12 protein-coding genes and 1 rRNA gene are annotated in these 16,098 nt (G+C 43.6%); 2 read left to right on the forward strand and 11 right to left on the reverse strand.

The features are described 5' to 3' along the window. The 6 genes from GYA54_02055 to GYA54_02080 form a co-directional block, all read right to left on the reverse strand. A 16S ribosomal RNA gene (locus GYA54_02055) occupies nucleotides 1–389 on the reverse strand; the annotation flags it as partial. A gap of 605 nt (nucleotides 390–994) precedes the next feature. Then, nucleotides 995–1,300, reverse strand: a complete 306-nt coding sequence (locus tag GYA54_02060; protein ID NMC51495.1) for a hypothetical protein — start codon at nucleotides 1,298–1,300, stop codon at nucleotides 995–997. 605 nt (nucleotides 1,301–1,905) lie between these two features. Further along, on the reverse strand, nucleotides 1,906–3,111 hold the full coding sequence (locus GYA54_02065; GenBank protein ID NMC51496.1) for a hypothetical protein: 1,206 nt from the start codon (nucleotides 3,109–3,111) through the stop codon (nucleotides 1,906–1,908). A gap of 245 nt (nucleotides 3,112–3,356) precedes the next feature. Beyond that, nucleotides 3,357–3,833: a hypothetical protein gene (locus tag GYA54_02070; protein NMC51497.1), complete on the reverse strand. Its 477-nt coding sequence runs from the start codon at nucleotides 3,831–3,833 to the stop codon at nucleotides 3,357–3,359. 842 nt (nucleotides 3,834–4,675) lie between these two features. Next, nucleotides 4,676–6,022 carry a VWA domain-containing protein gene (locus GYA54_02075; protein ID NMC51498.1) on the reverse strand — a complete coding sequence of 449 codons (1,347 nt, stop codon included), beginning with the start codon at nucleotides 6,020–6,022 and terminating at the stop codon, nucleotides 4,676–4,678. Nucleotides 6,023–6,101: 79 nt separating this feature from the next. Further along, on the reverse strand, nucleotides 6,102–7,175 hold the full coding sequence (locus GYA54_02080) for an AAA domain-containing protein (GenBank protein NMC51499.1): 1,074 nt from the start codon (nucleotides 7,173–7,175) through the stop codon (nucleotides 6,102–6,104). A gap of 1,332 nt (nucleotides 7,176–8,507) precedes the next feature. Here GYA54_02080 and GYA54_02085 point away from each other — a divergent pair. Further along, a complete protein-coding gene (locus GYA54_02085; GenBank protein NMC51500.1) occupies nucleotides 8,508–8,879 on the forward strand; it encodes a four helix bundle protein in 372 nt (123 codons plus the stop codon). Between the two features lie 53 nt (nucleotides 8,880–8,932). Next, entirely contained in the window at nucleotides 8,933–9,691 is a 759-nt protein-coding gene (locus GYA54_02090) for a hypothetical protein (protein NMC51501.1), read from the forward strand. Between the two features lie 2 nt (nucleotides 9,692–9,693). Here the strand turns inward: GYA54_02090 and GYA54_02095 are convergent, their stop codons facing one another. The 5 genes from GYA54_02095 to GYA54_02115 all read right to left on the reverse strand — a co-directional run bounded on the left by GYA54_02095 (nucleotide 9,694) and on the right by GYA54_02115 (nucleotide 16,098). Continuing rightward, nucleotides 9,694–12,420, reverse strand: a complete 2,727-nt coding sequence (locus tag GYA54_02095; GenBank protein NMC51502.1) for a hypothetical protein — start codon at nucleotides 12,418–12,420, stop codon at nucleotides 9,694–9,696. 110 nt (nucleotides 12,421–12,530) lie between these two features. Further along, nucleotides 12,531–13,088, reverse strand: a complete 558-nt coding sequence (efp, locus tag GYA54_02100) for an elongation factor P (GenBank protein ID NMC51503.1) — start codon at nucleotides 13,086–13,088, stop codon at nucleotides 12,531–12,533. Nucleotides 13,089–13,231: 143 nt separating this feature from the next. Then, nucleotides 13,232–14,164 carry an MBL fold metallo-hydrolase gene (locus GYA54_02105; GenBank protein NMC51504.1) on the reverse strand — a complete coding sequence of 311 codons (933 nt, stop codon included), beginning with the start codon at nucleotides 14,162–14,164 and terminating at the stop codon, nucleotides 13,232–13,234. Nucleotides 14,165–14,252: 88 nt separating this feature from the next. Further along, nucleotides 14,253–14,546: a GIY-YIG nuclease family protein gene (locus GYA54_02110; GenBank protein NMC51505.1), complete on the reverse strand. Its 294-nt coding sequence runs from the start codon at nucleotides 14,544–14,546 to the stop codon at nucleotides 14,253–14,255. Nucleotides 14,547–14,613: 67 nt separating this feature from the next. Continuing rightward, on the reverse strand, nucleotides 14,614–16,098 hold the full coding sequence (locus GYA54_02115; GenBank protein ID NMC51506.1) for a ComEC family competence protein: 1,485 nt from the start codon (nucleotides 16,096–16,098) through the stop codon (nucleotides 14,614–14,616).

The raw sequence follows: 16,098 nt of genomic DNA on the forward strand, positions 1-16,098 counted from the left end.
CTGCACGCGGCGTCGCTCCTTCAGCCTTGCGGCCATTGAGGAAGATTCTCGACTGCAGCCTCCCGTAGGAGTCTGGGCAGTGTCTCAGTCCCAGTGAGGCGGGTCAGACTTCCATCCCCGCTACTGATCATAGCCTTGGTGAGCTATTACCTCACCAACTAGCTAATCAGACATAGGCCCCTCCCCGAGCACCGGAGTTTTACTCAAAGAACTTTTGATCTTTGAGACCATCGGGAATTATCTCCTCTTTCGAGGAGTTATGCCCGTCTCGGGGGTAGGTTACCAATGTGTTACTCACCCGTTCGCCTTGTTACTCCGAAGAGCACAATCGACTTGCATGCCTTAGACACGCCGCCAGCGTTCATCCTGAGCTAGGATCAAACTCTTAGTAAAAATTGAGTTTAAATAGCTCTATATATTAAAGGAAGTTACGGAGTAAAAAATTACTCCAACTTCAATTTTCAGGTTAATAGACGTTATAACTATTAAATTGCTAAATTACAAAAATTTCTAAAAAATTTCTAAAACCTCACACTCCTAAATATATATTCCCCAAGGGGGGATTTGTTAAAGAAAAACAGTAATATTTTGCGCTCAAAATATCACTGTTTTTCCAACAAGCTTTTTAAATGTACTAATATTGTTTACATATATATTAATTTAAGCGGTTTCTTTTGGAAATGGGCCTCTAGACCTACTTAAGTTCACGTATCTATATGATACAGAGTTCAACAAATATTGTCAAGGGTTGCAATTAGGCCCATTTTTTCCACAGTCCGCCCGTTGGCAGATTGGCCAAAATAAAAACCACCCGGATTATTTATCAAGGTGGTTTATTTTCAGCTCCAAAGCGGAGGCTAGGAATATTGGCCGCTGTGAGGAGAGAGAAAAACAGCAGTCAATTATTCCCCCGCCTCCGCGCTGAAGCCGGTAGAAAAACAAAAATTTTGTGGCGGCTGGTTGGATTTGATTCCAGCCAACCGCCACTTTTGTTTCAGGCGTTTGCCGCAGGTTTTGGCCGGGCGAAAACTAGACACATCTCGGTGTTATTCGGATCACCTGGATAGTCGCCAGCCTCGTCGTAGTCGCGGACGATTTTGACCTCCACCTGGTCTAGCGGCAGACCAAACATATCAGCCGCTTCGTCATTGACCATATAGAGATCATCAGCGTCTTCGGCCCAGTAATTTGCCCCGCAAACTTGGCAGGTAAAAACATCCTTCCAATTTGTGGGTGGTGGTACCTCGGTCCCGCAAAAGCAAGCGCCTTTCGCGTATTCCTTTTTTGCCAAGCGCTTCACCTCCTTTCGGTTTGGCTTTTCGTAAATTTAAATTTTTAAAGAACAACTCTCTCCTTCACAAAAATTTTGTTTAGCTGATTTTCCAAGTATAAATATTCAAACAAAATCTTTGTGAAAGATGCCAATCTCTCCGGCTTCAATTCCATAGAATCAAAGCCAAGGAAATTGGGAGTAAAAGTGCTTTACTCCTTTCTTTTTTGTGCTAAGCACATTTTTATCTCGGCCACATTTTGGCCTTGATAGCGCCTGTACTTTTGGCGCTTTTGAGAAAGAACATATTTTCTTCCTTACCCGACAAATGACAACATTTAAATATCATTTGTCCTAGAGTGGTAGGAATGGCGCGGTTCTTGTCGCGCTTCAGGGCGGATCTGTCGGATCCGGAGAGCAGGTTTCCCCGTTTATTCTAGGGGCGCCTTACAACCTTTTTTCAATTGGAGGGTTATCCCTTGTCTCAAACCCTTTATCCAATCGCCTCGGCTTAGCCTATCCAGCTCATCCCTAGCTGGTTTGGCCCTCGCTTGATCCGAGGTTATCTTTAGGTCAGACCGTCTACAAATTGTCTGACTCAAGCAGGAATTCAAACGAGCCTGCTGTAAATAATCTCACCGCTCGTGGTACTCGTCAGCGACCAGACGCTTAAAACCCTGTGGGCTTGCGTCCAATGGGTTCTCCTCGCCACCACCGCGATCCCAGGCGGCGGCGATGACGTTGCCAGCTTCGTCCCAATCGAGGTTGAGGTGAAACACCTCTTCCTCACCATCCACCATTTCCACGGCATGGAAATGGTGAACTTCAAAACCTTTTTCCCCGAGCCATTGGATCAGCTCACGAAAGGTTTTTTTATTTGTGTTCGTCGCGTCAAACCTGTGACGCATGACGAACAGGTTGGGAATGGGGTCGCCGGGCTGCAGAAAAATTTCCCGCTCCCCACCGTCAATAATAATTTTGACGGCTTTTTTCTGCCTCAGGGCCTCCTCGATAAAAGGAAGAGTCTCCTCGGCAAAATTTAACCCCATCCAGCGGCCGGGAATGGAAAATCCTCCGCCGTGGACATATCTGTCGTCGCCAATCCGGTCACCGGAGGTATAATAATTAACCTCCACAACCGGTTGGTTGACCCAAATATTTTTTCCATCTGACATCATCTGGAAATTGGCGTCAACCGCCTCCTTCCACGTGATTGCCAGATTTTTTTTATTGGGACCAACTGCCAATGAATCGGCAGCCAAGGTTTGTCCCAACATGATCACCTTCTTACCGTTCACCACCGAGGGCTTCACGGGAAAACCCCGCCCTCCAAAAGAAAAAACATTACTGTCCAAAATCAACTCCTGAAGGTACATGTAACACACCTCCTTTGGTTGATTTGCAGACAGCCTACCCCACTTTTCGGCAAATTCAACGACTGCTTTTACACAGTCATTGAAATTGCCCTTAATCTTTCCCTTGACACCGTAGGGGCCGGCTATGTCAAAGTTTCCCTCCAGGGTTTCGTGGTTCAGCTTGACCGGAATCAATCTCCAGTCAGGCCAGAACCTGTCAAAATCTTCGGTTTTAGCAACCGAAAGATTTTGTTCAAAAACTATTCCGGGTTGAGTCGGCGTTTTGCCAAACGCCTCCTCATATTTTTCAATCCAGATCGGTCTTGGAAAAACCGAACTGGAAGTTTCAGGAATCTCGCAGACTATGTCTGCAAAATTCCTCAGAAAATCATCAGGCCATTCATATGACCCGTGATTATCATAATGAGCTGCATAGTAGCAGCCTTTTTTAAAGACCCCGTGGCCGGAGTTATCTCTCCAGCCCATGAAGGTCTTTCTTGCAAAAATTAAAAAACCATACATACTTCCTCCTTGCCTTTCGGCAAAAAGATTTTTCCGGAATCCGTCCGGTCCGGTCCGCCTTGGGCGGAGTTGTTAAAGAACGATTTTTATTTTCTTTCATCCGCCTACTGCTGTATTGCGCACCGGAGAGAGTTATGTACAAACAAAACAGTAGGCGAGTGAAAGAAAGGAAATCAGCAAAAAGCGCGGCGCTGATTTCCTTCCAGGTTTTACCACGGGCACCGGTCAGTGACAGTGCCGTCCACAACCGGTTCGCATCCCCAGATCAGGGCATGGTTCGCCCAGAAAACCGAGGACGCTGGTGTAGCATTCCGATCCCATGGCTCGGGTTCGGATAAGTTTCCCACGAAGGCGGTGATCAAAATATATCCGCCGAGATCCTCTGCCTTCTTGAGGATGACGACGACACTCGAGCACTCTTCCGGCTCGCGATTGACCACGAACCGAGAGAGTCCAAAGCGTTTGGTCCTCTGCGCATACACAATCTGGTCACCCGGCCCGGTGGCGACGCAGATTGAGTGACCGATGGGGTGGCCGAACTCGACCACCTCTTTGAGAAAGTCTCTCCCGCCGGAGCTGATTTTGTTCAGCGCCTCCGGCAAAATCGGAACGACTTCCTCGTGGAGGTGGGAGCTATGCCGGTCGTAGACCGGCTCGCCACTCCTCAATGTTCCGACCCAATCCATTTGGGCCTCCTTTCTGGGTTGCTTTTTTGTTTTGGTTATCTAAATTCCTCTCTAAAATCATCTAAAAATTTTTAAATAATTTTAGAGAACAGAGAACGTGAGAGTTGCGATTAACACGTTCTCTTTGAGTGTGGGGGGGCGGGTCCCTCATGTGACACCTCCTTTTTTCATGCTATCCGCCTAGATATCAGCCAATTATTTGGCTTGTATCTAGAGCTTCCGGGATCAGACCGGGGAAAGACAACAAGGTGGGTTTGATGTCCGCCTGCGCCGGAATGGGAAATTGCAGGGATAAGCAAGACCACGCTTCATGCTCATCGTTGACTTCTTTCCGCCAGTGCCAGACAGATATTGCGAAGTCAAAAGATATCTGTCTGGTGCACGGTGGGATGTGAATTGACCAAAATATTGAGCGCCGCTCCCAAACGGTCTTTTTTTATCTCAATATCTATGTGAACAGCGATTAGTAACTTCGATTCGTCCGTACCAGAACCGAATATAATCTACTGTCCTTGGCGTTTTATTAGCGCGCCACCGCCAGCCTTTTCGGAGCAACCCGTCTGCCCACATCCCGAAGGATATTTTTGTCGCCTCGGCAGCTAGCGCCACAAGCTTATGACCGCAAAAAAATACAGCAGAGCGGTACTTGTGGTTGCCATCAGTGGTTGGCCACAATGGGTTTTGTGACCAAGGCGGCGATCTTGTCATCACACACTCTCCTTTCTGGTTAGTTTTTGTTTTTATATTTATTTCTTAAAAACCATCAATTAATTCAAAATGAAATTAATAGCTTTTAAGATGAGACGAGCGAATAGTGTGCCTATCGCTCATCTCAAATAGTGCTAGAACTTTTCCACCCCGACTCCGCCCGTGCTTTGGGCGAATTTTACGAGTCCGGGATTGGCGACTTCCATCGCGAATCCGTGGACCCGAGTTCCGGGGATTTCCGACGACTTCAAGCCATTGATCGAGGTGTCCTCGTCGGTCAGGACAACGATTTCCGGGCGATACAACGCTGCTCCGGATTTAACCGCTTCCTCGATCATCTTGTGCGCTGACCGGACAGCCGCTGCAATATCCGTGCCGCCGCCAGAGAAATTTTTGCTCATGAATTTTTTTATGAGCTCACGAGCTTCTTCTGGCGTGGAGGCATGGTCTGCTTTAGTCAGGTCGGTGTCAAAGACACTCAACCAGACCTCGGCGTCACCGGAAATAACGGCTTTGAGGCGGTTCATCACCACCCCAGAGGCCTTCCAGTGTTTTTTGCCGTCCATCGATCCGGAGCCGTCGAGCAGGATAAAAATCGCCTGCTTCTTCTCATTACGAGTGACGCGCTCACGAACCGGCAGTTGCCCGGTAACGGCCTTGTACAAAAAGTATGACGGATTTTCTTGCCGCAGGGCCCAGGCCGTTTTGGGCACGCGTTGGAGCTCACCGAGGTGGCGGATGGGCCGCTGGTGGACCTCATCACCAGTGGGGTCAGGTTCAATATCTCTCCTTTTCCTGACCTGCATCTTGGTGAATTGGTCCAGCTTGCGGGAGATATCGAGCATCACCCGCTTGTCTGACCCGGCGACCAGATCCTCGGCAATTTTCAGGCTTTTCAGCCCTTGGTTGCCTTGACGCTGGCCGTCCTGCTCCGTCACCATTTCGTGGTTTTCTCCATTGGGGTCGAGCATATCCAGCTCTTCCTCACTCAAGGAGTCAACCATTTCCATGGTCTCTTGGAGCTCCTCCGCCACCCCTTCAGGGCGGTCGGTCTCGGAAAAAATCGGCAATGGCTCGCCACCTTCGCCGCCACCCTGCCCGCCTTGCTTCTTAGAAAGGAGCTTTAGCAGACTCATGGCTTGCTCCAGCGGAGAGCCACCCGGAAACTGATTGAGGTCAATCGCCTGCAAAAAATCGCAGACGTTTTGGTGATACCTCAGTTGCTCCCGGGTCCTGCCCTCAACCGCCTCAAAGCGATTTTTGGTCGCGATTTCTTTTTTCTTCCCCTGGCTGTCGCGACCTGTGTACTTCCAGTAGCCAGAGGAGTCAGCGGCTGGCAGACTTTCTTCCACCCTTTGCCGCACCACCTGCTGGTAGTGTGAAGGCGGATTGATTGTCCCGCCTGCCGCGAGGTTGCAGAGGTCGGCCACTAAATCACGCGAGAAGCCGCTCAAGCCGACCTTTTGAGCCGCTTCTTTCATCTCACTCCCAGAAGGAGGGATGTACGTCGCCGAGGGCGACGTGCGGAATGTGTAATGCATATCGCCCTCCTTTGGGGGGTTAAATTCTTGTCGCATTCAAGGCCGCAGTTTGGGCCTCGGTGATCTTTTGGGCCACCGATTCCCTCAACTGCTTCCGACGCTCGGACAGGCCATCGGTGATCTTCAAACCGGCTACCCTGTCCTGTAACCCGGTCAGCCGTTTTGCCATCTGCAGGAGCTTGATTGGCGACGAAGAAATCTCGTCCCACTCCTGCATCAGGCCACGCATTTCGGCCTCGGCCTCGGCCAGCCGTTTTTCAGCGGCGGCGCGCTCATAAGCGGCCTCGAGTTCCTGACGGATATTCTCCGCCAGTCCTTCAAGACCATCAATGAACTTCAGGTCGATCAGGTCTTCCTTCTCGACTTTCTGCCCACCGCGCAGAGCGGCCGCGGATTTCACGACCGACAAAGCATACACCGCCGACCGCGGGGAAATCGGCTGATCACCCTCGCCCGCCTTGGCCATTATCTCGGCCAGGACTCCCATGGAGCCGTTCAGGTCTGCCCCAGACAAAAACGGGGTGACCTTCGTGAACAGGGCCAAATAGTCCTGGGCCGAATAGGAATTCCACCGCACGTTTAACTGCAATGGAAACCTCTCAACCAAGGCTTTTGCCGCGGGGCCCAGATCCTCAATTTCTTGAGGATCTTTGTTCGTGATCGCGATGATCACCTTGGTCTTCATCGCGAACATTTGGGTCCCCTTGCGGAGCTTGCGTGCCGTGAGGGTATCTTTCAGCGCCAGCAGCACGCTTGCCGGCGCATCAAACATTTCCTCGAAAACCGCAAATGGTTTTGCGAGGAATGAATTCTCCGGATGGTACAAAAGTACCTTGTCACGATCCAAAGCGGCAAAGTCCAATCCACCCCACAGCGTGGCCTCGTCCATACCCTCACCAAATGACTGGACGAATATATCCAGTTCATTGGCAACGCATTCCAAAGCCGCTTGGACCATTTCACTTTTGCCATGTCCTCCTGGTCCCCAGAGGAGCACGTTTTTGCCCGACTCGATTGCTAGCGCGAGGATTCGGGCGATCTCCTCACACCGGATGAACCGCTTGGACAGAGCGGTCAAAATTTTTTCATACAAATTGGTGGCCATCACTGGCCTCCTTTCTTCTCTTTGAGCTTGAGCGCTTGGCCTCGGCTTCATTAGGGGCCGATCCAACCGTGCACTCCTCGCAGTCTTGTTGGCCGCGAATCACCCAGGAATCATCTGTGCCTATCCACAAATGCCCTGATTTTCCTTCCAAGCCGGATTAGGCGGCTGTTAATTAAATTCCTCTATTAAGGTTTCGAAGATGTTTTTCTCTCTCCTCGAAACCAGTTAGAGGAATTTATTTTATTTTTTCTCCTAATTGATATTTGATTTTCAAAGTACATTTCTCTCCTTATTTTTTTGATTTTCTTGGCGTAATACCAAGAATTTTGCCTGCCTTATAAACATGGTAATAAGTCAGGCAACTTTTCTTAGTGTTACATTTATATATTATTAATTTCTTTTAACCCCTTTTAGGGTTTAATTTTATTTTCTACAAACCGCTTGGTCATTCCACATTTATATAATCTGGAATAACCTTCGGCTTGATACCCACTTGCGTAGGTTTCAATTCGAAGGGCACTCTTAGTTCAGCTTTAGATGAGTTTAATCGCCGTTCCAGACGAGCGTTGGATTTCGGCAATCAAAGCTACTATTCTAAAACCTCCCAAGGAATTAATACTAGGGGCTACAATTCTCTCCTCAAGAGAGCACCCCATAACATTAATTCATATCAAGGTTCAGTCGCCTTTGCCGGCGGCCGGCAACCATTGATTGTTTTAATATATTGTAAAGATCTTTATTGCTCGTGATCTTTTTCTTCCTCTTTAACAAGGAAGGTGGTAAAGACGAGTTTGGCCTGTTAACTTGTGGATTAATAATTATATGATTTATATCCACCATAATTAGGCATCTCTCTCCTCTGTACCACTTTCCAAATAAAAAGGACCCTGTCCTAGTAGGTGAGGAGAGGGTCCTTTATTAATAAATAATAAATGTATTATTCCCAAGCCAGATTAAACTGGCTTTGAGACTCTCTCCTCTTAAGTTTTAAGGTTCTTTCCTTGCTTGACTTTTTTCTGCTTTTTCATCGTATCAAAGCATCATAACATATATTGCTATTATTGTCAATGATTAATGTCAGGAATTTTACCAAAATTACGACAAATCCGATTTTTGTTGATTAAAAATATAATAAAAATCGCCAAAATTGATTAAATTTTGACGAAAGCTATTGACAAAAAGGTTTTTAGGGAGTATAATTACCTTATAAACATAATCTAAGGGGGTGGAATTCTGCGGGCTGGCCAAGGGTCAAAAGTAACGGGTAACGGGTAATAAGTAAAGAGTGACAGGTTTTTAATAGTTTTTTACTTTATAAATATGGTTGGGAAAATAGAGAATTTTTATGACTTGGACACTTGGAAAGAGGCCCATCTGCTGGTTTTGAAAATTTACAAAATAACGGAGCAATTTCCCGCTCATGAAATATATGGAATTACTAGCCAAATCAGGAGGGCTTCAAGCTCAATAACTGCCAACGTCGCCGAGGGTTTTTCTAGGTATCATGATAAAGATAAAATCAAGTTTTATTACCAGGCTCGCGGATCTATTTCAGAAGTACAGAATTTCTTGATCTTATCTCGGGATCTTGGCTATATTAACACCGAAAAATGTGCCGAGCTTGGTTTAAAAGCTCACGATGTTAGAAAATTACTTAATGGTCTTATCCGGGCCACGAGTAACCAAACCTAGTCAACTTTAGTTGCTCATTGCTCATTACTTTTTACTCATTACCCATTACCTCTATGTTATCATCCGATCAACCCGTCCTAACCCAACTCGGTCTTTCTGATAAAGAAGCCGAGATTTACCAATTGATGCTCCGGCACGGCAAAATCCCGGCTAGTAAGATCCTGCCCGAGACCAGCCTCAAACGCACCACGGTTTATAGTATTTTAGAGGATCTGACCAAAAAGGGGATAGTAGAAAAAGACGAATCAGGGGCAATTATTGAATTTCGCGCTAAGCACCCCTATGCCCTCAAGGAATATCTAGAATCCCGGGTCAGTCAAATAAAAACCGCCGAGAGCAAGCTCGACGCTGTTTTGCCAGATTTTATTTCTTTCTACAACTCCGCCCAAAATCGTCCGGGGGTCAAATTTTATGAAGGAAGAAGTGGAGCAGAAAAAGTTCTTGCAGACTCGCTCACTTCTCGCACTGAGATTCTTTCTTATGTAGATATTGAATCGATTATAAAATATATTCCTGATATTAATAAGATTTATGCTGCCAAAAGAGAAAAATTAAGCATAAAAAAAAGAGGTATCCTGATCGATACCCCCGCTGCTAGAAAATATTTAGAGAATTATCACACCGCCGTGACTGAAAGCAAATTAATTTCCGCCGAGCCATTTCCCTTCCAGACCATTATGCAGATTTATGATAATAAAATTTCTTATTTGACCCTATCAGGGCAAGCCATGGTAGGCGTCATTATTTCCGATCAACATATTTACAACATGCATCGTTATCTCTTTGAACATCTTTGGAAATTAACCCCATAATTCTAGGCAGCCAATGGCTGCTCTTTCGAATGATCTTCTGCCGAATGGTATGTCAACGGTAAAGACACCTTTTCATAAACACAGTAAACAATTCCCGTTTCCTTGTCAGTTATATATTGGGTTAATATCAAGCCCTCGCCCAAAAGAGAAAAAGTTGGTTGCTCACCAGGCTTGAACGCTTGTATTTCTATATTATTATTGTGGCTTTGTCCACTAGCCAGCCTTGTTATTTCGGGTAGGCTGATTTTTTTTGATTCTAATTTATTATTTAACTCATCATCTCTAATAATTTTAAAACTAGGTACGCCTTCATAATCATAATAATTAATAGCCACAAAACCATTTTCTAAATATTTTTTGGTAATTGGAGCTTGTGGATCGCAATCGGCCTCGATTATACTTGCTGGTGCTTCTCTATCCAGCGCTTTTTTCAGCATTACTTCACCCAACTTAGCATTAGTATATTTTTGGTCTAGGTTGAAAGAGCCAAAATATTTTTTCTTGCGCCCATCCGTCAGTTGTCCTATTCCTTCAAAACTCAAAAAACCAACCACTTCATCTCGATATTTCAATATATCAAAACTCGCCTTACCACTCTCTGGGTTAGTTCTACGCTCAAAAGCCCCTATCAGTTTTTGTCTAAATCCGGGTGGGTATTTTTGATAATTTTCTTCATAAATTCTTTTCATTTCTGCCAAATCAACGTCAGTGATATCCTTTCCTGTCAGTTGGCAGTAATCAGCACTTCGGAGCTCCTCAAAGTCTATCTCACCCAATTCTTTATAGGCTGTTTTGACGCAAGCTGTGAAGAAAGCAGTTTCTTTTTTGATGGCATTTAATTTTTTTCTTATTTCTAAAAATATTTTTTTCTTTTCCCCTTCACTCAAGCCAGCCATATTTTCCGGCAGATTTTTTTGAGAGTCGATCAACGCTTGATTGGCTCTTTTTAATATTTCCGCATGTGGCTCAATGGTTTTGTCATCATTAAAAAATTCACGGCTTAATTCTTCATTGCTGCTTTTTATAAAAGAGGACAGTTCATTAAATTTCCCAAATACTCGCCGCCCAGTTTCTTGGTCTAATTTTTCCCCCAACTCTAAAATTACCTCTCCATTTTTTTCACCACTTTCCAGCGCCAAAAATGTTTTTATTCCTTCTTCTCCGTGCTTGGCCACGAATTCTCTCAATCTTTCTTTACTGCCTTCATCGGCCTCATTGAAATAAATTACAAACCAGCCCTGCTCCTTAAAAGACAGATTATTCAATTTGACTCCGGTCGCGGTAAATATCCTATCTTGAGCGATTTCGTAATAATGTTGTTTAAATTCTTCCAAATATTGCAGACGCTTTTCCCTTTGTTCTGGCGTTTCGTTTTCTTGGCCTACAAATAGTGTTTCATAAGCAAAATCAAGGACTTTAGCTTTTACTTTTTTTTCAGGAGAACTCAAATCGCCCAACTCAAAAAACTTAATCAGTTTTAATTCCTCGTCAAATAGCCCCATTTCCCCATCAGCGGTCAAACGTCCGACATGATAATTGGGGTTATTTAATTCACCTAGATCATATATTTTTTCCAAATACCTTACACCCTCTTCTGAGATACCGATCCGACCGAATTCTAGGCGATGAAGAACCGCTGAGGCATCTCGCCTAGTAAATTCATTTTCTGATTTTAGTAAATTTAATAATTTATTAATTGCTCTTTCTGGGGCAATGTTATTGATAATATCAGATACTTGCCGCAAAAAAAGACTAGCATTCTCATCATTTTTTATAAATTCAACTAGATTGTCTACCACCTTCTCATTATGTGTGTGTCCTAAAGAGTCGAGTAACCCTCTTTTTTCTTGCGAGCCAAAACTTATATCAATTATATCAGAGTCCGCAGTGACATTGATCTCTTCGGGATGGTCTATAAAATAATTTCTTTGATCTATATAATATTGTTGGTCATAGTATTGTTGGCCATCTTGCTTGGTGTTTTTTGCAGGAGCATCATCGTCGGCAGAAATAAGCAAGCGGTAATTTTCTTCATCCAGCTGGTCGCTCATTTTTTCTCGCTTCCTTTTTTCCTCGATATTCAATGGTTGCTGTGAACAAAATTTAATAGCCTTCTTGTCCCAATGAGCCAGTATATAGGAAACATATTCTTCTGCTCTTGGGTCGCCGGTCTTTAATATTGCCTCGGCAATTTCATTATAACAGGAGACAATGGGCTCAGCATCAATAAAGTCTATTGATCCGAAAGAAGTTAAAACCGCATCAGACACTTTATTATTGTCAAAGAGAGATAAAAGATATTCTGCCCCTTTTTCCATTGTTGCAATTTTTTCCAGACACTCACTAAAAAAAATTCTAGCGAAACCATCTAATTCAAAATTATCATCTTGGGGAAACTCGTGATCAATCAAAAATTCATTCAATTGCATATAAAAATCGGCAGAGAGAATGTTTTTCTCACCGATTTTTTCTAACCAGTCATAAGCCTTTTCCCATTGATTATTTTCCAATAAACTAGTTATCTCCAAAAACAGCCGGTTTTCTTGCTCCCCGCTTTCTATCTTGGTTTCTTCAGCGGTTGAGTCTCGATAATCTTCCGAACCAATATCAACCGATCTGTACTCAATTAATTTTTTTAGCCTTTCTTCTCGAGCTGGTCTATTTTTTTCCATCCTCTTTCTTATTGGTTCTAATGCCATCTGCATTTTTTCTCTACTTCTGCTATTCATATTATTTATATTAAATTTTTTTCCCCCATATACCATTATCTTATCCTTTCCCCTAAAAAATTTCAACTAAAACCCGCCTCTGATGTGAGGCGGGTCTGTATTATTGATTTTTAGGCCCTTTCTACATATTCGCCAGTCTGGGTGTTGACCCGGACCATGTCACCTTCATTCACAAATAGTGGTGCATTGATCACGGCTCCGGTCTCTAGAGTCACTGGCTTGCCCGAGCCCGAAACCGTATCACCCTTGATGCCCGGCGGCGCGGAAATAACTTTCAAAACCACCTTGGGTGGCAGCTCTACACCGATAATATTTTCCTCGTAAAAAATAAGATCTACCTCTTGTGATTCTTTCAAAAATTGCGCGGCATCGCCGACCATCTCTTTATCAATTTCGTATTGCTCATAATTTTTCTGTTCCATAAAAGCATAGCGGCCCTTTTCCTCATACAAGTAGTTGGCTTTGTGGCGGGTGACATCGGCCGGTTCAGCCGCTTCACCCTGTTTAAAACTATATTCTACCACTTTACCGGTTTTGATATTTTTCAACTTGGTCTGCATCACCGGCTTTCTTTGTTGCATACGCAAAAACTTGGCCTCCATCACCACGTAAGGGTCGCCATTGTATTTTATCAAAAGACCCTTTTTGATATCAGTAAGTTCAGACATAAGTAGACAATTTTTAATTTCTAATTTTTAAATAAATCTAAATTTTTAAATTTTAAACACTAGAACATTAAAAATTGTTTAAAAATTAAAAATTATAAAATTGAAAATTATTACCCTCACCTTATCATTTCCGCAAAAATTTTTCAAGGGTTTGTTATTTTTATTGCAGATCCATCGCCAATAGTTATAATATCTCCCAGCTCATCTGTCCGCCAGATATTGACGCTCGCTCTTTTCAGGCGATTGATAATTCTTAGAGACGGATGGCCATAATCATTGTCTGCTCCGACCGAGATGACGGCGTCAGTAGGGGAGACCAGCCGCAAAAACGCCTCACCGGTAGCGCTGCTCGAGCCATGGTGTGATACTTTGAGCATATCAGCTTTCAATTCCCAAGGCTTGTTAATTGCCAGCTGATTCTCCCCCGCACTGTCGAGGTCACCCGGCAAAAGCCAAGCATTAGCCCCATAAACCAATTTCAAAACCAAAGATGAATTATTCAATTCAGCCACTCTCTTCCCAGCCAAATTTTCCACTGGCCACAATACTTTAAATATTACACCCTCTTCAAAATTTATTTCCTCACTACAACCAGCCTCTTTTATTTCTGTACAAGCGAAAATATTTTTGACGGGTATATTTTTATCTTTAAGCAAATTTAAAAATTCCAAATAACCACTTGAAGTGTGTACCACGTCCGTGAACCAGACTTCTTTAACCGTATATCTTTTCAAAACCTCAATCAGCCCATCCAAATGATCACTATGCGGATGAGATAAAACCATAAGTTCAATCGTTCTGTCAGTCATTGGCAGATATTTTCCGAGTTTTGCGAGTACTGCCTGTCCTTCGCCGCCATCCAAAAGTATTTGCGCCCCACCCGGTGTTTCTATCAAAATGGCATCACCCTGATTCACGTCCAAAAAATTTACTCTTAATTCCTTCTGTGTTTGAGTCTCCACACCCTGCACCTGCTCGATATCACTATCATCAAAAAAATTCCAATGCCAACGACTGGCCACAAACAGCGCTGTTATAATTATAACAATAATAACTAGAGATTTTTTGGTGAACATAATAAAAGTTTAAAATTATTTCTCTCTTTTTGTCATCCTCGGGCGACCCCGCATTGAGTTCTGCGGGGGAGACCCGGGGATCCATTCCTTATAGCCATTCTTTTGCCAAATCCTCCCAATCAGGGTTATCTTTTTCTAGGAGTTCTATTTTCCATTTTCTATTCCAGCCTTTTATTTGTTTTTCTCTCCTAATAGCTTCAGCAATATTATCTGTTTCCTCAAAATAAACCAAGTGGCATACTTTATATTTACTAGTAAATCCTTTTATAAGATTATTTTTGTGTTCATATAGTCTTCTCATTAAATCATTGGTGACACCAATATAGAGAGTACCATTCTTGCCACTGGCTAGGATATAGACATAGTAAGTAATTTCTGACATAAATTATTTATTTTTTTCTGGATTCTCCAGTCAAGCTTGAGAATGACAGTAGAAGAGAGGAGAGAATTTATAATTGTTTAGTGTATTTTTTTATCCAAATAGTCCACCCCAACACCATATATATTATCACAACAAAAATAAAATCAAATTTTTTCACTCCGATACCCGCCCCGGGCAGCCGTGCCGCATATTCTGCTACAAGGAGTATCCAGCTGAGAATTATTCTCGCTACATAGCCAAGTAAAATTGCCAGAGGCATAAAAATTAGGCCGGCCAAAATCATAATAAATCCGAGGATGGTGATAAATGGCAAAAGCGGCACGATCACAATATTGACCAAAGGGGAGATTAATGACAGGGTGCCAAAATGATAAATCAAAATCGGCAAAACCAAAATCTGGGCGGCTAGGGTCATCTTGAGTGACGAGCGAATTTCTAAAAATTCCGGCACTTTCAGTTTAGTCAAAAATTTTTCCATTGGTTTATCAAAATAAATAATCCCGAGCACAGCCAAAAAAGACAATTGAAAACCTACATCACCTACAAGCGCTTGCGGATTAAGGAGTAAAATTATCACGGCCGAAATTAATAATGCCCGCGTGGCTCTGGCTAGCCGCCCGGTTTTTTCCGCCAAAAGTAAAATAAAACCCATAATGCCAGCGCGGACAGCCGATGCCTGCCACCCGATCATCAGTAAAAATAAAATCAAACCCATTACTGCCGCATAAAACGCCCGGCCGCGTCGGAGTCCCAGGGCAATAAATAAATTTATCATCAGCCCGGCGATGATGGTGATATTCATGCCGGATATTGCGATGATATGCGTCAGCCCCACAGCCTGAAAATTTTGCATGATATTTGCCGGTATGCCCTTGCGTAGTCCCAGAACCAGGCCGTTCAAAAGTTCCGAGTGTGGGAAAATCATGGCTCGATTCAAAATATTGCTGTAATGTTTTTTGGCGGACAAAATTGAGCGATAAATTTTTTGTCCTACCGTTAAGCGGCCATCAACCAAAGTTAAGTCCTCTGGCTGATAGCACAAACTATAAATTCCTTTGACACCGAGATATTTACCATAATCAAAATCTTCAATTTTTTCAGGCGTTTTCAGTTGGCATTCAAATTTCAGCCAATCACCATATTGATATGCCGGATAGTTCTCCGCGGATAAAAGTATTTTGCCGCGCAAAGATTCTTTGTTATTACCAACCAAATGCCCCACTGTCAATTTGGTGCCATTTTCCCGCTCGTCTGGCTCGGCCACAATTTGACCAGCCAAAGATATTTTTTGGTTATCATTATAAAAGGCCACATGGCCATCATTAATTATCGGCTGGGAAATCTGATAGCGCCATACTCCCAAAACAAAAAAAGCCGCTAGAAGAGCGACAATTTTTAGTTTTTTGTTTTGCCAAAAAGCAATTGACAAAACCACCAAAAAGAGTAATATCAAAAAGATATAAAAAGCATCAAAACCAAAAGAAAATAATTGTATAAACCCGAGGCCGCCAATAAACAATAAACAGGCCAAGGGTAAAAATTTTCCAATCAT

It is taken from the genome of Candidatus Kuenenbacteria bacterium, from assembly GCA_012797775.1.
Classification (GTDB): domain Bacteria; phylum Patescibacteriota; class Patescibacteriia; order UBA2196; family GWA2-42-15; genus JAAZMX01.